The 19760-nt window shown below is 63.0% G+C and carries 16 protein-coding genes; 13 read left to right on the top strand and 3 right to left on the bottom strand.

Annotation, left to right across the window (positions count from 1 at the left end):
- The first annotated feature begins 1 nt into the window (after position 1).
- The 9 genes from murD (at position 2) to lpxC (ending at position 10452) form a co-directional block, all read left to right on the top strand.
- Positions 2 to 1348 (top strand): UDP-N-acetylmuramoyl-L-alanine--D-glutamate ligase, encoded by a 1347-nt coding sequence (gene murD / locus KHO53_RS05630; protein WP_010220784.1) that lies wholly within the window; start codon positions 2 to 4, stop codon positions 1346 to 1348.
- The gene (gene ftsW / locus KHO53_RS05625; RefSeq protein ID WP_010220786.1) at positions 1345 to 2559 is read left to right on the top strand and encodes a putative lipid II flippase FtsW; all 1215 of its coding nucleotides are present in this window, start codon (positions 1345 to 1347) and stop codon (positions 2557 to 2559) included. The genes murD and ftsW overlap by 4 nt, the downstream gene beginning before the upstream one ends.
- Positions 2549 to 3628 (top strand): undecaprenyldiphospho-muramoylpentapeptide beta-N-acetylglucosaminyltransferase, encoded by a 1080-nt coding sequence (gene murG / locus KHO53_RS05620; RefSeq protein WP_010220788.1) that lies wholly within the window; start codon positions 2549 to 2551, stop codon positions 3626 to 3628. Before ftsW ends, murG begins: the two co-directional genes overlap by 11 nt.
- Positions 3621 to 5075 carry a UDP-N-acetylmuramate--L-alanine ligase gene (gene murC, locus KHO53_RS05615; protein ID WP_010220790.1) on the top strand — a complete coding sequence of 485 codons (1455 nt, stop codon included), beginning with the start codon at positions 3621 to 3623 and terminating at the stop codon, positions 5073 to 5075. The genes murG and murC overlap by 8 nt, the downstream gene beginning before the upstream one ends.
- Positions 5072 to 6031 (top strand): D-alanine--D-alanine ligase, encoded by a 960-nt coding sequence (locus KHO53_RS05610; RefSeq protein ID WP_036996786.1) that lies wholly within the window; start codon positions 5072 to 5074, stop codon positions 6029 to 6031. Before murC ends, KHO53_RS05610 begins: the two co-directional genes overlap by 4 nt.
- Before the next feature lie 4 nt (positions 6032 to 6035).
- A complete protein-coding gene (locus tag KHO53_RS05605) occupies positions 6036 to 6905 on the top strand; it encodes a cell division protein FtsQ/DivIB (protein ID WP_010220792.1) in 870 nt (289 codons plus the stop codon).
- A 15-nt stretch (positions 6906 to 6920) separates the two neighbouring features.
- Positions 6921 to 8180 (top strand): cell division protein FtsA, encoded by a 1260-nt coding sequence (gene ftsA / locus KHO53_RS05600; protein ID WP_010220793.1) that lies wholly within the window; start codon positions 6921 to 6923, stop codon positions 8178 to 8180.
- 57 nt (positions 8181 to 8237) lie between these two features.
- On the top strand, positions 8238 to 9428 hold the full coding sequence (gene ftsZ / locus KHO53_RS05595; protein WP_010220794.1) for a cell division protein FtsZ: 1191 nt from the start codon (positions 8238 to 8240) through the stop codon (positions 9426 to 9428).
- A gap of 112 nt (positions 9429 to 9540) precedes the next feature.
- Positions 9541 to 10452, top strand: coding sequence for a UDP-3-O-acyl-N-acetylglucosamine deacetylase (gene lpxC, locus KHO53_RS05590; RefSeq protein WP_010220795.1), 912 nt, complete (start codon positions 9541 to 9543; stop codon positions 10450 to 10452).
- 123 nt (positions 10453 to 10575) lie between these two features.
- On the opposite strand, the gene KHO53_RS05585 is transcribed toward lpxC, so the two are convergent.
- Positions 10576 to 11043 carry a DUF721 domain-containing protein gene (locus KHO53_RS05585; RefSeq protein WP_010220796.1) on the bottom strand — a complete coding sequence of 156 codons (468 nt, stop codon included), beginning with the start codon at positions 11041 to 11043 and terminating at the stop codon, positions 10576 to 10578.
- Between the two features lie 283 nt (positions 11044 to 11326).
- On the opposite strand from KHO53_RS05585, the gene secA reads away from it, so the two are divergent.
- From secA to KHO53_RS05565, 4 genes are all read left to right on the top strand, one after another.
- Positions 11327 to 14059: a preprotein translocase subunit SecA gene (gene secA / locus KHO53_RS05580; RefSeq protein ID WP_213570079.1), complete on the top strand. Its 2733-nt coding sequence runs from the start codon at positions 11327 to 11329 to the stop codon at positions 14057 to 14059.
- 126 nt (positions 14060 to 14185) lie between these two features.
- Positions 14186 to 15403, top strand: a complete 1218-nt coding sequence (argJ, locus tag KHO53_RS05575; RefSeq protein ID WP_010220799.1) for a bifunctional glutamate N-acetyltransferase/amino-acid acetyltransferase ArgJ — start codon at positions 14186 to 14188, stop codon at positions 15401 to 15403.
- A gap of 96 nt (positions 15404 to 15499) precedes the next feature.
- Positions 15500 to 16132: a glutathione S-transferase gene (locus tag KHO53_RS05570; protein WP_213570078.1), complete on the top strand. Its 633-nt coding sequence runs from the start codon at positions 15500 to 15502 to the stop codon at positions 16130 to 16132.
- The gene (locus KHO53_RS05565; protein ID WP_010220802.1) at positions 16129 to 17073 is read left to right on the top strand and encodes a Nudix family hydrolase; all 945 of its coding nucleotides are present in this window, start codon (positions 16129 to 16131) and stop codon (positions 17071 to 17073) included. Before KHO53_RS05570 ends, KHO53_RS05565 begins: the two co-directional genes overlap by 4 nt.
- A gap of 72 nt (positions 17074 to 17145) precedes the next feature.
- Here the strand turns inward: KHO53_RS05565 and KHO53_RS05560 are convergent, their stop codons facing one another.
- Both KHO53_RS05560 and KHO53_RS05555 read right to left on the bottom strand, forming a co-directional pair.
- On the bottom strand, positions 17146 to 17706 hold the full coding sequence (locus tag KHO53_RS05560) for a cob(I)yrinic acid a,c-diamide adenosyltransferase (protein ID WP_010220803.1): 561 nt from the start codon (positions 17704 to 17706) through the stop codon (positions 17146 to 17148).
- A 2-nt stretch (positions 17707 to 17708) separates the two neighbouring features.
- A complete protein-coding gene (locus KHO53_RS05555; protein ID WP_010220804.1) occupies positions 17709 to 19721 on the bottom strand; it encodes a sensor histidine kinase in 2013 nt (670 codons plus the stop codon).
- Between the last annotated feature and the right edge of the window lie 39 nt (positions 19722 to 19760).

Below are 19760 nucleotides of genomic sequence, written 5' to 3'. Positions count from 1 at the left end.
CGTGTCCTTGATCGCTTCTGACCACTTCCGCATCGTTGTCGGCCTCGGCAAGAGCGGCATGTCCCTGGTTCGCTTCCTGGCGAACCGGGGCATTGCCTTTGCGGTTGCCGACACCCGTGAGAACCCGCCGGAACTGGACACCCTGCGCCGCGATTTCCCGCAGGTGGAAGTGCGTTGTGGCGAGCTGGACGTAGAGTTTCTTTGCCGTGCCGACGAACTGTATGTCAGCCCCGGCCTGGCCCTGGCCACGCCTGCGCTGCAGCAGGCCGCTGCCCGTGGCGTGAAGCTGTCGGGCGACATCGAACTGTTCGCCCGCAACGCCAAGGCACCGATCATTGCCATCAGCGGCTCCAACGCGAAAAGCACCGTCACCACCCTGGTCGGCGAAATGGCCGCCGCGGCTGGCAAGCGTGTGGCGGTCGGCGGCAACCTCGGTACCCCGGCGCTGGACTTGCTCAGCGATGATGTCGAGCTGTACGTGATGGAGCTGTCGAGCTTCCAGCTGGAAACCACCGACCAGCTCAATGCCGAAGTGGCCACCGTGCTCAACGTCAGCGAAGACCACATGGACCGCTACAGCGGCCTGCCGGCCTATCACCTGGCCAAGCACCGGATTTTCCGTGGCGCGCGGCAGGTGGTGGTCAACCGCCAGGACGCCCTCAGCCGTCCGCTGCTGGCTGAAGGCCAGCCGGTATGGACCTTCGGGCTGAACACTCCCGACTTCAAGGCCTTTGGCCTGCGCGAAGAGAACGGCGAGAAGTACCTGGCCTTCGAGTTCCACAACCTGATGCCGGTACGCGAACTGAAGATTCGCGGTGCCCACAACCAGTCCAATGCCCTGGCGGCCCTGGCCCTGGGCCATGCCGTTGGCCTGCCGATGGATGCCATGCTCTCCAGCCTGCGCAGCTTTGCGGGCCTGGCGCACCGTTGCCAGTGGATTCGCGAGCGCAACGGCGTGAACTGGTATGACGATTCCAAGGCGACCAACGTCGGTGCCGCCCTGGCAGCCATCGAAGGCCTGGGCGCCGATATCGACGGCAAGCTGGTGCTGGTCGCCGGTGGCGACGGCAAAGGTGCCGACTTCAGCGCTTTGACTGCGCCGGTCGCGGCCAATTGCCGCGCCGTCGTGCTGCTGGGGCGCGACGCCGAGCGTCTGGCCGAAGCGCTGGGTGACGGCGTGCCGCTGATCCGGGTGAAAACCCTGGATGAAGCGGTGCAGCAATGCGCCGAACTGGCCCGGCCCGGCGACGCCGTGCTGCTGTCGCCGGCGTGCGCGAGCCTGGATATGTTCAAGAACTTCGAAGAGCGTGGGCGCCTGTTCGCCCAGGCCGTAGGAGGGCTGGCATGATCTTCGGCATCATCAAGCCTTACCCATCGCCGCTGATCAGCGGTCGCGGCATCGACCTTGATTTCGCCATGCTCGCCGGTTGCCTGGCGCTGCTCGGCCTTGGCCTGGTGATGATCACCTCGGCGTCTTCGGAAGTGGCCGCCGCGCAGTCGGGCAACCCGCTGTACCACATGTTCCGCCACCTGGTGTACGTGGCCATCGGCGTCTTTGCCTGCATCGTCACCATGATGGTGCCGATCGCCACCTGGCAGAAGATGGGTTTCACCATGCTGGTTGGCGCCTTCGCGTTGCTGGTGCTGGTACTGGTGCCGGGCATTGGCCGTGAAGTGAACGGTTCGATGCGCTGGATCGGCTTCAGCTTCTTCAACGTCCAGCCCTCGGAGATCGCCAAGGTTTTCGTGGTCATTTATCTCGCCGGCTACCTGGTGCGTCGTCAGCAGGAAGTGCGCGAAAGCTGGATGGGCTTCTTCAAGCCGTTCATCGTGCTGCTGCCCATGGCCGGCCTGCTGCTGATGGAGCCGGACTTCGGTGCCACGGTGGTGATGATGGGCGCGGCGGCGGCGATGCTGTTCCTCGGCGGCGTCGGCCTGTTCCGCTTCAGCCTGATGGTGGTGCTGGCGGTGGCGGCGGTGTTCATCCTGGTCCAGGCCCAGCCCTACCGGATGGCGCGCCTGATCACCTTTACCGACCCCTGGTCGGATCAGTTCGGCTCCGGCTACCAGTTGACCCAGGCGTTGATCGCCTTCGGTCGTGGTGAGTGGCTCGGCGTTGGCCTGGGCAACAGCGTGCAGAAGCAGTTCTACCTGCCCGAAGCGCACACCGACTTCGTTTTCTCGGTACTGGCCGAAGAGCTGGGCGTGGTCGGCTCGCTGATCACTGTGGCGCTGTTCGTGTTCGTCACCGTGCGCGCGCTGTACATCGGCCTGTGGGCAGAAAAAGCCAAACAGTTCTTTGCCGCCTACATGGCCTTCGGCCTGGCGTTCCTGTGGATTGGTCAGTTTTTGATCAATATCGGCGTGAACGTCGGCCTGCTGCCGACCAAGGGCCTGACCCTGCCGTTCCTCAGTTACGGCGGTAGCTCCCTGGTGATCTGCTGTGCCTGCGTCGGTTTGCTGCTGCGCATCGAGTGGGAGAGCCGCACGCACCTGGGCAGTGAAGAACACGAATTCAATGAAAGCGATTTTGCCGAGGAGCCGAATCATGGCCGCTAACGGCAAGAACGTACTGATCATGGCAGGCGGCACCGGGGGCCACGTGTTCCCGGCGCTGGCCTGTGCCCGTGAATTCCAGGCGCGCGGTTACAGCGTGCACTGGCTGGGCACCCCGCGCGGTATCGAAAACGAGCTGGTGCCCCAGGCCGGGCTGCAATTGCACCTGATCCAGGTCACCGGCCTGCGTGGCAAGGGCAAGCTGTCGCTGCTCAAGGCGCCGTTCACCCTGGTCAAGGCGGTGCTGCAGGCGCGGCGGATCATCCGTCAGCTCAAGCCGGTGTGTGTGGTCGGCTTTGGCGGTTACGTGACCGGCCCGGGCGGCGTTGCGGCCCGGCTGTGCGGCGTGCCGGTGGTGATTCACGAGCAGAACGCCCGTGCCGGTACCGCCAATCGGCTACTGGTGCCTTTGGCTGGCCGAGTCTGCGAAGCTTTCCCCGACACCTTCGCGGCGTCGGACAAACTGCGCACCACCGGTAACCCGGTGCGCAGCGAACTGTTCCTGGAAACCCTGCGCGAGCCCCTGGGCGTGCGCAAGCCTCGTTTGCTGGTGCTCGGCGGAAGCCTGGGTGCCGAACCGCTGAACAAATTGCTGCCCCAGGCTTTGGCCTTGGTGCCTCAGGAGATTCGTCCCGAGGTATTCCATCAGGCTGGCAAGCAGCATGACCAGATTACCGCCGAGCGTTACCGCGAGGCCGGTGTCGAGGCTCAGGTAGAACCGTTCATCAAGGACATGGCCCACGCCTATGGCTGGGCTGATCTGGTGGTCTGCCGCGCGGGTGCGCTGACTGTCAGCGAGCTGGCTGCGGCCGGCTTGCCTTCGATGCTGGTGCCCTTGCCCCATGCCATCGACGACCACCAGACCCACAACGCCCATTATCTGGCCCGTGAAGGCGCTGCCTTCCTGATGCCACAAGCGACAACTGGCGCAGCGCAACTCGCTGAACGCCTGAACGAGGTGCTGATGCAACCGGAAAAACTCATCACCATGGCCGCCACTGCCCGGCGCCTGGCCAAGCCCGCTGCCACCCGCACCGTGGTCGATATCTGCCTGGAGGTGGCCCATGGTTGAAAGTCAGAAAGCCATCCCGCAACCGGAAATGCGCCGTATCCGCCGCATCCACTTCGTCGGTATCGGCGGCGTGGGCATGTGCGGTATTGCCGAAGTGCTGCTGAACCTGGGTTACCAGGTGTCGGGCTCCGACCTCAAGACCTCGCCGGTCACCGAGCGCCTGGAATCCTTCGGTGCGCAGATCTTTATCGGTCACCGTGCCGAGAACGCCGCCAGCGCCGATGTGCTGGTGGTGTCGAGCGCCATCAATACTGCCAACCCGGAAGTGGCCACGGCGCTTGAGCGACGCATTCCGGTGGTGCCGCGGGCCGAGATGCTCGCCGAGCTGATGCGCTATCGCCACGGCATCGCCGTGGCCGGTACCCATGGCAAGACCACCACCACCAGCCTGCTGGCCTCGGTATTCGCCGCCGGTGGCCTGGACCCGACCTTCGTCATCGGTGGCCGCCTCAATGCCGCCGGCACCAATGCCCAGCTCGGCACCAGCCGCTACCTGATCGCCGAAGCCGATGAAAGTGACGCCAGCTTCCTGCACCTGCAACCGCTGGTGGCCGTGGTCACCAACATCGACGCCGACCACATGGCGACCTACGAAGGCGACTTCAACAAGCTGAAGAAAACCTTCGTCGAGTTCCTGCACAACCTGCCGTTCTATGGCCTGGCGGTGATGTGCCTGGACGACCCGGTGGTGCGCGAGATCCTGCCGCAGGTCAAGCGTCCGACGGTGACCTACGGTTTCAGCGAAGAAGCCGACGTGCGCGCGATCAATGTCCGCCAGTCGGGCATGCAGACCCACTTCACCGTGCTGCGCCGCGATCGCGAGCCGCTGGACGTGTCGGTCAACATGCCGGGCAACCACAACGTGCTCAACGCCCTGGCGACCATCGCCATTGCCACCGACGAGGGCATCAGCGATGAAGCCATCGTCCAGGGCCTCTCGGGGTTCCAGGGGGTAGGGCGGCGCTTCCAGGTCTATGGCGAGCTGCCGGTAGACGGCGGCAGCGTGATGCTGGTCGACGACTACGGCCACCACCCGACCGAAGTCGCGGCGGTGATCAAGGCCGTGCGCGGTGGCTGGCCTGAGCGGCGCCTGGTGATGGTGTACCAGCCGCACCGTTACAGCCGCACCCGCGACCTTTACGACGATTTCGTCCAGGTCCTGGCCGACGCCAACGTGCTGCTGCTGATGGAAGTCTACCCGGCCGGCGAAGAACCGATCCCAGGCGCTGACAGCCGTCAGCTGTGCCACAGCATCCGCCAGCGCGGCCAACTCGACCCGATCTACATCGAGCGCGGCATCGAGCTGGCGCCGCTGGTCAAGCCGCTGTTGCGCGCTGGCGACATCCTGCTGTGCCAGGGTGCCGGTGACATCGGTGGCCTGGCCCCGCAATTACTCAAGAGTCCGTTGTTCGCTGGTGCTGTTGCCAGTCAGGGGAAGTCGAAATGACTGATAACGCATACGCTACATTGCACTCGACCATTGATCCGAAAGCCTTCGGCCGCGTAGCCGTGCTTTACGGTGGCAAGAGCGCCGAGCGCGAGGTTTCGCTGAAGTCCGGCGCCGCGGTTATCGAGGCGCTGAGCGGCGCTGGGGTCGACGTGGTCGCCATCGACGTCGGCGACGACCTGCTCGATCGCCTGCAACGCGAGAAGATCGACCGCGCCTTCATCATCCTCCACGGCCGTGGCGGTGAAGACGGCAGCATGCAGGGCCTGCTGGAGTGCCTGGGCATTCCTTACACCGGCAGCGGCATCCTCGCTTCGGCGCTGGCCATGGACAAGCTGCGGACCAAACAGGTCTGGCACAGCCTGGGTATTCCGACCCCGCGTCACGCCGTGCTCTCCAGCGAAGTTGACTGTATTTCTGCAGGTGCGGAACTGGGCTTCCCTTTGATCGTCAAACCGGCCCATGAAGGTTCCAGTATCGGTATGGCGAAAGTGAGCAGCGTCGAAGAATTGATCGTTGCCTGGAAGGACGCTGCCACCTACGACTCGCAAGTGTTGGTTGAACAATGGATCAAGGGTCCGGAGTTCACTGTGGCTGTGCTGCGTGGCCAGGTTCTGCCGCCAATCGCCCTGGGCACCCCGCACACGTTCTACGACTACGACGCCAAGTACATCGCCAACGATACCCAGTACCGCATCCCGTGCGGCCTGGACGCGGCCAAGGAACAAGAGCTGATCGACCTGACTGCACGTGCCTGCGACGCCATCGGCATCGCCGGCTGGGGCCGCCTGGACGTGATGCAGGACGAGCAGGGGCGTTTCTGGCTGCTCGAGGTCAACACCGCACCAGGCATGACTGATCACAGCCTGGTCCCGATGGCGGCACGCGCGGCCGGCCTGGACTTCCAGCAGTTGGTGCTGGCGATCCTGGCGGCCAGCGTAGAGGCGCGAGGTTAAGCCCATGCAAGGCGCGATGTTACGTCATCAGCAACCCGCCCCCGGCCGTAACAAGCCGGTGCCGCGTGGTGCCAGCCGGATGGTGGCCAAAGAGCCGCTGTCGGCGCGCCTGCCCAAGGCCAACTTTAGCGTGTTCAAGCGTCTGCTCTGGCCGGTGTTGCTGGTCGCCGCAGGGTTTGCTGCCTACGAGGGTGCCCAGCGCCTGATGCCGTACGCCGACCGGCCGATTACCAAGATCGCCGTACAGGGTGATCTGAGCTACATCAGCCAGCAGGCGGTGCAGCAACGGATCGCCCCGTACGTGGCGGCAAGCTTCTTCACCGTCGACCTGGCGAGCATGCGTGCGCAGCTGGAGCAGATGCCCTGGATCGCCCACGCCGAAGTGCGCCGGGTGTGGCCGGATGAAGTGGTGATCCGCCTGGAAGAACAGTTGCCAGTGGCGCGCTGGGGCGACGAAGCCTTGCTCAATAACCAGGGCCAGGCCTTCACCCCGCGCGAACTTGCCAACTATGAGCACCTGCCGCAGCTGTTCGGGCCGCAGCGGGCGCAGCAAAAAGTAATGCAGCAATATCAGGTACTGAGCCAGATGTTGCGGCCGATGGGCTTTTCGATTGCCCGGCTGGAGTTGCGCGAGCGCGGCAGCTGGTTCCTGACCACCGGTGCCGGTAGCGCCGGGCCAGGTATCGAACTGCTGCTGGGACGCGATCATCTGGTGGAAAAGATGCGCCGTTTCATTGCCATTTACGACAAGACACTCAAAGAACAGATCACGAACATCGCCCGCATCGATCTGCGTTACGCCAATGGCCTGGCCGTTGGCTGGCGGGAACCGATTGCACCGACGACGGCCCAACCCGCCGTTGCGAAGAATTAGAGAGAGGCAGGACCCATGGCAAATGCGCATAGCGGCAAAATGATCGTCGGGCTGGATATCGGCACCTCCAAGGTTGTGGCCCTGGTGGGCGAAGTCGCCGCCGACGGCACCCTGGAAATCGTCGGTATCGGCACTCACCCATCGCGCGGGCTGAAGAAGGGCGTGGTGGTCAATATCGAGTCCACCGTGCAGTCGATCCAGCGCGCGGTCGAAGAGGCCCAGCTGATGGCGGGCTGCCGGATTCACTCGGCGTTCGTCGGTGTTGCCGGCAATCACATCCGCAGCCTGAACTCCCACGGCATCGTCGCCATCCGTGATCGCGAAGTCAGCGCGGCGGACCTGGAGCGCGTGCTCGACGCCGCCCAGGCCGTGGCCATCCCGGCCGATCAGCGGGTCCTGCACACCCTGCCGCAGGACTACGTGATCGACAACCAGGAAGGCGTGCGCGAGCCGCTGGGCATGTCCGGCGTGCGTCTGGAAGCCAAGGTCCACGTGGTCACCTGCGCCGTCAATGCCGCGCAGAACATCGAGAAGTGCGTGCGTCGCTGCGGCCTGGAAATCGACGACATCATCCTTGAGCAACTGGCTTCGGCCTACTCGGTCCTGACCGATGACGAGAAAGAACTGGGCGTATGCCTGGTCGACATCGGCGGCGGCACCACCGACATCGCCATCTTCACCGAAGGCGCGATCCGTCATACCGCGGTGATCCCGATTGCCGGCGACCAGGTGACCAACGACATCGCCATGGCCCTGCGTACGCCGACCCAGTACGCCGAAGAGATCAAGATCCGTTACGCCTGCGCCCTGGCCAAGCTGGCCGGTGCCGGTGAAACCATCAAGGTGCCGAGCGTCGGCGACCGTCCGCCGCGCGAACTGTCGCGCCAGGCCCTGGCCGAAGTGGTCGAGCCGCGTTACGACGAGCTCTTCACCCTGATTCAGGCCGAACTGCGTCGCAGCGGCTACGAAGACCTGGTACCGGCGGGCATCGTCCTGACCGGCGGTACCTCGAAAATGGAAGGCGCGGTGGAACTTGCCGAGGAAATCTTCCACATGCCGGTACGCCTGGGCGTGCCGCACAGTGTTCGCGGCCTTAGCGATGTGGTGCGCAATCCGATCTATTCCACCGGTGTGGGCCTTTTGACCTACGGCCTGCAGAAGCAGTCCGACGGCTTGACCCTGACCGGTATCAGCAGCAGCAACAACGGCTATGGCGATGAACCGAAGGCTCCAGCGTTTGAACGCTTCAAACGTTGGGTCCAGGGCAACTTTTAAAGTTTCAAAGCAGTAGTAGTAGGCGCAAAAAACTAGAGAACTGTAAGGAGAGGGAAAATGTTCGAGCTCGTAGACAACGTCCCGCAAAGTCCGGTCATCAAAGTGATCGGTGTCGGTGGCGGCGGCGGCAACGCCGTCAATCACATGGTCAAGAGCAACATCGAAGGCGTCGAGTTCATCTGCGCCAACACCGATGCTCAAGCGCTGAAAAACATCGGCGCGCGTACCATCTTGCAACTGGGTACCGGCGTCACCAAAGGCCTGGGTGCCGGTGCCAATCCGGAAGTCGGCCGTCAGGCCGCGCTGGAAGACCGTGAGCGTATCGCCGAAGTGCTGCAAGGCACCAACATGGTGTTCATCACCACCGGCATGGGCGGCGGTACCGGTACCGGTGCGGCGCCAATCATCGCCGAAGTGGCGAAAGAGCTGGGCATCCTCACGGTTGCCGTGGTCACGCGTCCGTTCCCGTTCGAAGGCCGCAAGCGCATGCAGATTGCCGACGAGGGCATCCGTGCACTGGCTGACAGTGTCGACTCGCTGATCACCATCCCCAACGAGAAGCTGCTGACCATTCTCGGCAAGGACGCCAGCCTGCTGTCGGCTTTCGCCAAGGCTGACGACGTACTGGCCGGTGCCGTTCGCGGTATCTCCGACATCATCAAGCGTCCGGGCATGATCAACGTCGACTTCGCCGACGTGCGTACCGTGATGAGCGAGATGGGCATGGCCATGATGGGTACCGGCTGCGCCAGCGGTCCTAACCGTGCACGTGAAGCGACCGAGGCAGCCATCCGCAACCCGCTGCTCGAAGACGTCAACCTGCAGGGCGCCCGCGGCATCCTGGTCAACATCACTGCTGGTCCTGACCTGTCGCTGGGCGAATACTCGGACGTCGGTAGCATCATCGAAGCCTTCGCTTCCGATCACGCCATGGTCAAGGTCGGTACCGTTATCGATCCGGACATGCGCGACGAGCTGCACGTTACCGTGGTTGCCACTGGCCTGGGTGCGAAAATCGAGAAGCCGGTCAAGGTTATCGACAACACCATGCAGGCCGCTGCGGCGCAAACCCCGGCACCGGCGCCTGTGCGCAACGAGCAGTCTTCGGTGAACTACCGTGACCTGGAGCGTCCGACCGTGATGCGCAACCAGGCTCACGCCGGTGCTGCCGCTGCTGCAAAACTTAATCCGCAAGACGATCTGGACTACCTGGACATCCCGGCATTCCTGCGTCGTCAGGCCGATTAATGAAATTTATCAGGGGTATAAGGGTGATTGGTGTTCAGCAAAGGCCGGGTCTGGTATTATCCTCAGCCTTTGTTGATACCAGTTCGCAATTTGCGCTGAAGCGGCCAATGCCATGATTAAACAACGCACCCTGAAGAATATTATCCGTGCCACAGGTGTCGGCCTGCACTCCGGGGAAAAGGTTTACCTGACCCTCAAACCTGCACCTGTGGATACCGGCATCGTATTTCGCCGTGCCGACCTCGACCCCGTGGTGGAAATTCCCGCCCGCGCGGCCAACGTCGGCGAGACCACCATGTCGACGACACTGGTCAATGGCGATACCAAGGTAGACACGGTTGAGCACTTGCTCTCGGCCATGGCTGGCCTGGGCATCGATAACGCCTACGTCGAGCTCTCCGCGTCCGAAGTGCCGATCATGGACGGTAGCGCAGGACCCTTTGTATTCCTGATTCAATCTGCCGGCCTGGAAGAACAGGACGCAGCCAAGAAGTTCATCCGCATCCTGCGCGAAGTGACAGTGGAAGACGGCGACAAGCGCGCCACTTTCCTGCCGTTCGACGGGTTCAAGGTGAGTTTCGAGATCGATTTCGATCACCCGGTGTTCCGCAACCGGACTCAAAGTGCCAGCGTGGACTTTTCCAGCACCTCGTTCGTGAAGGAAGTCAGCCGCGCCCGTACCTTCGGGTTCATGAGTGACATCGAGTACCTGCGCAAGCACAACCTCGCACTCGGTGGCAGTGTGGAAAACGCCATCGTGGTCGACAAGGACGGCGTGCTCAACGAAGACGGTCTTCGCTACGAAGACGAATTCGTCAAGCACAAGATCCTCGACGCCATCGGCGACCTCTACCTGCTGGGCAACAGCCTGATCGGCGAGTTCAAGGGCTACAAGTCCGGACACGCGCTGAACAACCAGCTGCTGCGCAAGCTGATCGAGGAAAAAGACGCCTGGGAAGTGGTGACTTTCGAAGATGCCAGCACGGCACCGATCTCTTACATGCGTCCGGTTGCGGCAGTGTAAGTACGAACACTCTCTTCTTTAGTTTTTTTCGGCCACCTTCGGGTGGCCTTTTTTATGCCTGGTTTTTGTGTGGGAGCCGGTCTTGCCGGCGATGGGCTGCGCAGCAGCCCCATGCACGGAATATCAGCCGTCCGCCGCATCCTTGTCCCGCGCATGACTGGCCAACCGCTCCAGCGCCGCCCGCAGCTTGGGATCGCTGATGCCTTCAGCGGTCGCCTGAATGCTCTCGGCCGCCCGGCTCGACAAGTCTGCGGTGTGCCCGACTGCTCGGCTCTGGGTGGTCGGTGGCTGCACCTTGAACAGGATCCGGGTCAGGCTGGCAAAGGCTTCGAGGGTCTGCAACTGGCGCTGCAGGCGTTTTTGCTGGTAGCGCAGGCGGGTGGCCCAGTGGCCGTCGGTGACGATCAGCAGCAGCGTGCCCTCGCGCCAGGAGGCGATATGGCAATGTTCGCGGGCCGCCGGCTGCAGCTGGCTGTCGAGCAGCTTCTGCAGTTGCGCCAGGCGCTGGGCCTGGCTGAACAGGGCTTTGAGCGGCCGGGCTTCGCGCAGAAGAACAGCGGGGGCGCGGGCTGGCGAGGGGCGAAAAGCCATGAAGGGACACCTGAAGTTACAGAGCTGCCATCTTAGCAGATCGCCCGTGCCAGGCCTTGTTTGGGCTGCGAGGGTAAAACTTCATGTTGCAATGGGTTGAAGTTGGCGAAAAAGGCCTTATTTTAACCAGGCCCCGTCAAAGCGCTGTGCCAGCATCGTGGAAATCCGCCACTTTCCTCACCATCGTTTCCGGGTAGAATGCTCGTTCGCATGCGGCCATAAGGGCTGCACGGGCGACTTACGGGGCCGCCCTCCATCCCCACGTGTGGAAGATCCTGCCGATATGTTTGCGCCTTTGTTAAAAAAACTTTTTGGAAGCAAGAACGAGCGTGAAGTCAAACGCATGCTCAAGACGGTACAGATCGTCAATGCCTTCGAAGAGCAGATGGTGGCCCTCTCGGATGAGCAGCTGCGCGCCAAGACCGCAGAGTTCAAAGAGCGCCTGGCCAAAGGCGAGACCCTCGACCAGCTGTTGCCTGAAGCCTTCGCGGTCGCCCGTGAAGCGGGCAAGCGGGTCATGGGCATGCGTCACTTCGATGTGCAGCTGATCGGCGGCATGACCTTGCACGAAGGCATGATCGCAGAAATGCGTACCGGTGAAGGCAAGACCTTGGTCGCAACCCTGGGCGTATACCTCAATGCCCTGTCGGGCAAAGGCGTGCACGTGGTCACGGTGAACGACTACCTGGCCCGCCGCGACGCCAACTGGATGCGTCCACTGTACGAATTCCTCGGCCTGAGCGTCGGTGTCGTCACACCGTTCCAGCCGCCGGAAGAGAAGCGCATCGCCTATGCCGCCGACATCACCTACGGCACCAACAACGAATTCGGGTTCGACTACCTGCGCGACAACATGGCGTTCAGCATGGAAGAGAAATTCCAGCGTGAGCTGAATTTCGCCGTGATCGACGAAGTCGACTCCATCCTGATCGACGAAGCGCGCACCCCGCTGATCATCTCCGGCCAGGCCGAAGACAGCTCCAAGCTGTACATCGAGATCAACAAACTGATCCCGCGCCTCAAGCAGCACATCGAGGAAGTCGAGGGCCAGGTTACCCAGGAAGGCCACTACAGCATCGACGAGAAGAGCCGCCAGGTTGAACTCAACGAAGCCGGTCACCAGTTCATCGAAGAGATGCTCACCCAGGTCGGCCTGCTGGCCGAGGGCGAGAGCCTCTATTCGGCACACAACCTGGGCCTGCTGACCCACGTCTACGCCGGCCTGCGTGCGCACAAGCTGTTCCATCGCAACGTCGAGTACATCGTCCAGGACGGCCAGATCCTGCTGATCGACGAGCACACCGGCCGTACCATGCCGGGCCGCCGTCTGTCCGAAGGCCTGCACCAGGCGATCGAAGCGAAAGAGAACCTGAACATCCAGGCCGAGAGCCAGACCCTGGCCTCGACCACCTTCCAGAACTACTTCCGCCTGTACAACAAGCTGTCCGGCATGACCGGTACCGCCGACACCGAGGCCTTCGAGTTCGCCCAGATCTATAACCTCAACGTTATGGTCATCCCGCCGAACAAGCCACTGGCGCGCAAGGACTACAACGACCTGGTGTACCTGACCGCGGAAGAGAAGTACGCCGCGATCATCGCCGACATCAAGGAAAGCATGACCCAGGGCCGTCCGGTGCTGGTGGGTACCGCTACCATCGAGACCTCCGAGCACATGTCCAACCTGCTCAAGCAGGAAGGCATCGATCACAAGGTCCTCAACGCCAAGTACCACGAGAAAGAAGCCGAGATCATTGCCCAGGCCGGTCGCCCGGGTGCGCTGACCATCGCCACCAACATGGCCGGTCGCGGTACCGACATCCTCCTGGGCGGTAACTGGGAAGTCGAAGTCGCCGCCATGGAAAACGCGACGCCTGAGCAGGTCGCGCAGATCAAGGCCGACTGGCAGAAGCGTCACCAACAGGTGATCGAGTCCGGTGGCCTGCACGTGATCGCCTCCGAGCGTCACGAATCGCGCCGTATCGACAACCAGCTGCGTGGCCGTTCCGGCCGTCAGGGCGACCCAGGTTCGAGCCGCTTCTACCTGTCGCTGGAAGACAGCCTGATGCGTATCTTCGCCTCCGACCGGGTGAAGAACTTCATGAAGGCGCTGGGCATGCAGTCCGGTGAAGCCATCGAGCATCGGATGGTCACCAACGCCATCGAAAAGGCCCAGCGCAAGGTCGAAGGCCGCAACTTCGACATTCGCAAGCAGCTGCTCGAATTCGACGACGTCGCCAACGAGCAACGTAAAGTCATCTACCACATGCGTAACAGCCTGCTGGCAGCCGACAACATTGGCGATACCATCGCCGACTTCCGCGAGGAAGTGCTCGACGCCACCGTCGCCCTGCACATTCCGCCGCAGTCGCTGCCCGAACAGTGGGACGTGGCCGGCCTGGAAGCGGCACTGGCCAGCGATTTCGGGGTCAAGCTGCCGATTCAGCAATGGCTCGACGAAGACGACCACCTGTACGAAGAAACCCTGCGTGCCAAGCTGATGGCCGAGCTGCTGGCGGCCTACAGCGAGAAGGAAGAACAGGCCAGCGCCGAAGCGCTGCGCACCTTCGAGAAGCAGATCCTGCTGCGCGTACTCGACGACCTGTGGAAAGACCACCTGTCGACCATGGACCACCTGCGTCACGGTATCCACCTGCGCGGTTATGCGCAGAAGAACCCGAAGCAGGAGTACAAGCGCGAGTCGTTCAACCTGTTCCAGGAGCTGCTCGATTCGATCAAGCGCGATACCATCCGCGTGCTCTCGCACGTTCAGGTGCGCCGCGAAGATCCGGTCGAGGAAGAAGCCCGTCTGCGCCGCGAAGCCGAAGAACTGGCCGCACGCATGCAGTTCCAGCACGCCGAGGCTCCGGGCCTGGAAGCTGAACCGCAGGAAGAGGGCGCTGACGTTGCCGTGGCCACCGCGCCCGTGCGCAACGAGCAGAAACTGGGCCGCAACGAGCCATGCTGGTGCGGTTCGGGCAAGAAGTTCAAGCAGTGCCACGGCAAGATCGACTGATCACACCGTCGTTGCACCCCGCTGACATCTGAACACCGCGCCGCGACTGGTCCTGACCGTCGCGGCGTTGTTCCATCTCAAGCGCCGGTTATCTTGATCCGACGCATTTTTTCTAGGAGCGCTTTCATGGCTGTTGGTCTTGGTCCTTTGCCAACGTTGCACCCGGTTCCAGGTTTTGAACTCGGCATTGCCTCTGCGGGCATCAAGCGCCCTGGGCGCAAGGACGTGGTGGTAATGCGCTGCGCCGAAGGCTCCAGCGTTGCCGGCGTGTTCACCCTGAACGCTTTCTGCGCCGCCCCGGTGATCCTCGCCAAGCAGCGCGTGCAGGGCAGCGTGCGCTACCTGCTGACCAACACTGGCAATGCCAACGCCGGCACCGGTGCCCCGGGCCTGGCCGCGGCCGAGCGCACCTGCGCGAAGCTCGCCGAGCTGACCGGCGTTGACGCCAGTGCCGTGCTGCCGTTTTCCACCGGTGTGATCGGTGAGCCACTGCCGGTCGAGAAGATCGAAGGCGCCCTGCAGGCAGCCCTCGATGACCTGTCGGAAAACAACTGGGCCGCTGCCGCCACCGGCATCATGACCACCGATACCCTGCCCAAAGGTGCCAGCCGTCAGTTCCAGCATGACGGCGTGACCATTACCGTCACCGGTATCAGCAAGGGGGCGGGGATGATCCGCCCGAACATGGCGACCATGCTCGGCTATATCGCCACCGACGCCAAGGTGGCCCCGGCGGTGCTCAAGGACCTGATCCTCGACGGCGCCAACAAGTCGTTCAACCGCATCACCATCGACGGCGATACCTCGACCAACGACTGCTGCATGCTGATTGCCACCGGCAAGGCCGATGTCGCCGAAGTCACCGAAGCCAGCGGCCCATTGTTCGACGCGCTGAAAAAGGCCGTGTTCGAAGTGTGCATGGAGGTGGCCCAGGCCATCGTCCGTGACGGCGAAGGCGCGACCAAGTTCGTCACCGTTGAAGTCAACGGCGGCGGCAACCACCAGGAGTGCCTGGACGTCGGCTATGCCGTGGCCCACTCGCCGCTGATCAAGACCGCCCTGTTCGCCTCCGACCCGAACTGGGGCCGTATCCTTGCCGCCGTCGGCCGTGCCGGCGTGCCGGACCTGGACGTCAGCCTGATCGACGTTTACCTGGGTGATGTGTGCATCGCCAGCAAGGGCGGGCGCAGCGCCAGCTACACCGAAGCCCAGGGTTCGGCAGTCATGGCCAAGGAAGAGATCACCATCCGTATCGAGCTGGGCCGTGGCCAGTGCAGCGAAACCATCTGGACCACTGACCTGTCCCACGAGTACGTGAAAATCAACGCCGAATACCGTACCTGACCGACTGCAATACCGGCTCCCGCAATGCCTGTGGGAGCTGGCTTGCCAGCGATAAGGTCCGCAGGACCTTTTCTCCACTCCATCTGGAGCCGAACCATGAGCTATCACCTGATCATCGGCGACAAGCTGTATTCCTCCTGGTCGCTGCGCGCCGCCCTGGCCCTTGAGCTGGCCGGTGTTTCCTATGAAGAAACCCTGATCAAACTCAACCAGCCCGATACCCGCCAGCGTCTGCTCGAGCATTCGCCCACCGCCAAGGTGCCACTGCTCAAGAGCGAGCATGGCGTGATCGCCGACTCCCTGGCGATCGCCGAGTACCTGGCAGAGCGTCACCCCGAAGCCAATCTCTGGCCAACCGACATCGCTGCCCGGGCCCAGGCCCGTTCGGCCTGCGCGCAGATGCACAGCGGTTTTTTTGCCCTGCGCGGCAACATGCCGTTCGATCTGTCCCGGGATCAAGCGCTGGAAACCGTGCCGCTGGACGTACAAGTCGATATCGACCGTATCGTCGCGCTTTGGTCCGAATGCCGCCTGGCAGCCAAAGAGGCTGGCCCGTACCTGTTCGGCAGGGTGAGCCTGGCCGACGCCTTCTTCGCCCCGGTCGCGGTGCGCTTGCGCACCTACCGGGTTGAAGTGCCGGCGGAAGCGGCGGCCTATATCGAAACCATCTACCAATGGCCAGCCTTCCAGGCCTGGCAAAAGGCCGGCTTGGCGGAGCGTGAAGAGTGAAGCGTGTGCATGTAGCCGCTGCGGTCATTCGCGGCAGCGACGGGCGTATTCTGATTGCCCGCCGCGCTGACAGCCAGCATCAGGGCGGTCTGTGGGAGTTTCCGGGTGGCAAGGTCGAAGACGGCGAAGCGGTCGAGCTGGCCCTGGCGCGTGAGCTGCAGGAAGAGCTGGGCATCGTCGTCACTGCGGCGCGTCCGCTGATCAAGGTCAAGCATGATTATCCGGACAAGCAAGTGCTGCTGGATGTCTGGGAGGTCAACGGCTTTACCGGCGAGCCCCATGGCGCCGAAGGCCAGCCCCTGGCCTGGGTGACCGCGCGGGAACTGCCGCAGTACGACTTCCCCGAGGCCAACCAGCCAATCGTTGCCGCTGCGCGCTTGCCGGCTGAATACCTGATCACCCCCGAGGGCCTGGAAGTCCCGCAGATGCTGCGTGGCATTCAGAAGGCCATTGCCGGTGGAATCAAACTGGTACAACTGCGTGCACCGAACATGTACGACCCTAAGTACCGCGATGTGGCGGTGGATGCGGTGGGGCTGTGTGCGGGCAAGGCGCAGTTGATGCTCAAGGGCCCGCTGGAGTGGCTGGGAGACTTCCCGGCGGCCGGTTGGCACCTGACCTCCGAGCAGTTGCGCAAGTACGCCAGCAACGGCCGGCCGTTCCCCAAGGAACGCTGGCTGGCGGCGTCCTGCCATAACGCTGAAGAGCTGGCGTTGGCCGAGCAGATGGGCGTGGACTTCGTCACCCTGTCGCCGGTGCAGGCAACCCAGACTCATCCGCACGCCGTGCCGTTGGGGTGGGAGCAGGCGCAGCAACTGATCGAGGGTTTCAGCAAACCGGTGTATTTGCTCGGTGGCGTGGGTGCTGCCGAGCGCGACAAGGCCTGGCTGCATGGGGCCCAGGGTGTGGCGGGGATCCGCGCGTTCTGGCCTGAGCTCTGAACTGATCGCGGGGCTAGCCCGCTCCTACAGGATCGCCACCTGTAGGAGCGGGCTTGACCCGCGATGAGGCCCTCAGGGTTTGGCCGCAGCCTGCCACAGCACCTCGGCAACGCCCTGGCGCCGTGCAATCAACCGCGCCGCGACAAACAGCAAATCCGACAACCGATTGATGTACGCCAGGCCGACCCCGGCCAATGGCTCGACACTGTTCAACTGCTGGCAACGCCGCTCGGCGCTGCGCGCCAGGCTGCGGCACACATGGGCCTGGGCAATCAGCGCGGAACCACTGGGCAGGATGAAGTTCTCCAGTGGACCCAGCTCTTCGTTCCAACGGTCGATTGCCGCTTCCAGGCGTTCCACTTCAGCGTTGTTCAGCGCCTGATAAGCAGGCATCGCCAGTTCCCCGCCCAGATCGAACAGCCGGTGCTGACAAGGCGCCAACACTTCACTGAGCTCATCCAGCCCCTGCTCGGTCAACCCGGCCAGCAACACACCCAGCTGGCTGTTGAGGCTGTCCACCTCGCCAATGGCTTCGATCCGTGGGTGGTCCTTAGGCACGCGGCGGCCATCGCCCAGGCCGGTTTCACCTTTGTCGCCGGTGCGGGTGTAGATCTTCGACAATCGAAAACCCATGCTCATGACTCCGTTTTGGTGGGGGCAAGCGGCAGGCGCAAGGTGAAGCAGGTACCCTGGCCGGGTGCCGATTGCACCTCCATCTGCCCCTTGTGGTTGTTGGTGATGATGAAGTACGACACCGACAGGCCCAGGCCTGTGCCCTGGCCGATTTCCTTGGTGGTAAAGAACGGCTCGAAGGTACGTTTGCGTACCGTTTCGGGCATGCCGATGCCGTTGTCCTCGACCTGGATTTCTGCCCACGGCGGATTGAGCCGGGTGCGCAGGGTGATACGCCCGGGTTCGCTGTCGTCCGGGCGCAGGTGAATGGCCTGGGCGGCGTTTTTCAGCAGGTTGAGCAGCACCTGTTCCAGTTCGTTGGCGGTGCACGGCACCGGGCCCAGGTTGGGGTCGAACTGGCGGACGATGGCCTGGCCCTTGAAGTCGAAACCGATGGTCAGGTCGAAGTCGTTGCCGGCGATTTCCACCGCCTGGTCGATCAGCGCCGGCAGGTCGCAAGGCGCCAACTGGCGGTTGCTGCGGCGGCTGAAGCTGAGCATGTGGGTAACGATCTTCGCGGCGCGGGCACCGGCCTGCTGGATGCCGTCGAGCAACTGCGGCACTTCGCGGTTTTCCAGGTAGCGGTTGACGGAGGGCAGGTCAATGCCGATTTCGTCGGCTTGTTCGATGTTCTTGGCCAGGTCCGGCGACAGCCGCCGGCGGATGTTCTGCACGTTATGCAGGATGGCGCCGAGGGGATTGTTGATTTCGTGAGCCATGCCGGCTGCCAGGCCGCCGACTGAAAGCATTTTTTCCGACTGAACCATCATTTCTTCCAGCGACAGCCGCTGGGTGATGTCGTCGATGCGGATCACCACGCCACGGCCACCGCCGCCCATCAGCGGGTAGAAGGTCAGGGCGTAATGGCGGGCGTCGTCGTCCTTGGTCCAGGTCACCCGTTCGATCTTCGCCACCTGGTGCTTCTCGACGCTCTCCTTGAGCTGCGGGAGGAACGGCTTGAGCGGTTCGAAGGCGAGGAATATCGGCTGGTTCAGCGCTTCATCCAGCGGCGTACCGGAGAGCGCGCTGGCTTCCTGGTTCCATTGGGTGACGTAGAGCTGTTCGTCGAGGGCGATCAACGCCGAGGGCATGGAGTCGATGATGCTGTTGAGGTAATTCTGAAAGCCGGTGAGTTTTTTCTCGATCTTGCTGCGTACCTGGACTTCCAGCTCCAGCTTGCGGTTGGTGTGGCGGGTTTCTTCGGCCAGGCCCTGGGCTTGGTCGTAGGCTTCCTGGAACTCGTCGCGGGTGCGTTTGAGCTGCTGTTCGCGGGCTTCGATACGCGAAAGCATGGTGTTGAAGGCGTCGGCCAGGCTGCCAATTTCATCGTCGTTGCCGCGTTTGGCACGCAGGGCGTAGTTTTCTTCGCGGGTGACCTGGCGCGAAAGTTCTTCAAGCTGGTAGATCGGTTGGGTGATCAGGCGTTTGATCTGCCGGGCGATGATCATCCACAGCAGGATACTGAACACCAGGATGCCCAGGCTGGCGGTCAGGGTGCCGGTGTAGAAGGCCATCGGCAACTCGCTGCTGGCCACCAGCAACAGGTGCCCGGGCGGGCCGCCAGCGCGTGGCAGGTTCACCAGCTGGGTGCTGCGAAACTCGGTCAGGCGCCAGTTTTCGATAGCGCGGTAGCGTTTGGGCAGTGGCAGCTGCTCGCCATGCTGCAACTGCGCCAGCAACTTGCCGTCGCTGCCGTACAGGGCGGCGGCCCGCAGCGGGGTGTAGCTGTCGAGTTCCTTGAGCAGGGTCTTGGCGGCCTCCGGCGAATCGCTGGCCTGCTGCGCCAGTTGCGGGTTGGACACCAGCCGGCCAATGGTCTGCAGGGCTTGCGGGGCCATGCTCTCCTGGGAGATCCAGTAGGCGGCGCTGATAAAGGTCAGGTTGGCCACCAGCAGGATGGTGATCAACAGCACCAGCAGGGCGGCCAGCAACTTCTGGCCGACCGGCAGGTTCTCCAGGCGTTCGCGCAAGGTCATGTGAAAGGCGTAATCCCGGTTTGTAAGTGAAAGGGCAGG

Origin of the sequence: Pseudomonas sp. RC2C2 (genome assembly GCF_018390435.1) — a bacterium.
In the GTDB taxonomy this organism is placed as follows: Bacteria; Pseudomonadota; Gammaproteobacteria; order Pseudomonadales; family Pseudomonadaceae; genus Aquipseudomonas; species Aquipseudomonas donghuensis.
Note: the sequence above shows the minus strand (reverse complement) of the source record. Positions and strands in the feature narration are given on the sequence as shown.

Excerpts from the sequence above, each read along its gene's own strand:
- ftsW (WP_010220786.1), top strand. The coding sequence starts at position 1,345 with ATGATCTTCGGCATCATCAAGCCTTACCCATCGCCGCTGATCAGCGGT.
- murG (WP_010220788.1), top strand. The coding sequence starts at position 2,549 with ATGGCCGCTAACGGCAAGAACGTACTGATCATGGCAGGCGGCACCGGG.
- murC (WP_010220790.1), top strand. The coding sequence starts at position 3,621 with ATGGTTGAAAGTCAGAAAGCCATCCCGCAACCGGAAATGCGCCGTATC.
- KHO53_RS05610 (WP_036996786.1), top strand. The coding sequence starts at position 5,072 with ATGACTGATAACGCATACGCTACATTGCACTCGACCATTGATCCGAAA.
- KHO53_RS05605 (WP_010220792.1), top strand. The coding sequence starts at position 6,036 with ATGCAAGGCGCGATGTTACGTCATCAGCAACCCGCCCCCGGCCGTAAC.
- ftsA (WP_010220793.1), top strand. The coding sequence starts at position 6,921 with ATGGCAAATGCGCATAGCGGCAAAATGATCGTCGGGCTGGATATCGGC.
- ftsZ (WP_010220794.1), top strand. The coding sequence starts at position 8,238 with ATGTTCGAGCTCGTAGACAACGTCCCGCAAAGTCCGGTCATCAAAGTG.
- lpxC (WP_010220795.1), top strand. The coding sequence starts at position 9,541 with ATGATTAAACAACGCACCCTGAAGAATATTATCCGTGCCACAGGTGTC.
- KHO53_RS05585 (WP_010220796.1), bottom strand. The coding sequence starts at position 11,043 with ATGGCTTTTCGCCCCTCGCCAGCCCGCGCCCCCGCTGTTCTTCTGCGC.
- secA (WP_213570079.1), top strand. The coding sequence starts at position 11,327 with ATGTTTGCGCCTTTGTTAAAAAAACTTTTTGGAAGCAAGAACGAGCGT.
- argJ (WP_010220799.1), top strand. The coding sequence starts at position 14,186 with ATGGCTGTTGGTCTTGGTCCTTTGCCAACGTTGCACCCGGTTCCAGGT.
- KHO53_RS05570 (WP_213570078.1), top strand. The coding sequence starts at position 15,500 with ATGAGCTATCACCTGATCATCGGCGACAAGCTGTATTCCTCCTGGTCG.
- KHO53_RS05560 (WP_010220803.1), bottom strand. The coding sequence starts at position 17,706 with ATGGGTTTTCGATTGTCGAAGATCTACACCCGCACCGGCGACAAAGGT.
- KHO53_RS05555 (WP_010220804.1), bottom strand. The coding sequence starts at position 19,721 with ATGACCTTGCGCGAACGCCTGGAGAACCTGCCGGTCGGCCAGAAGTTG.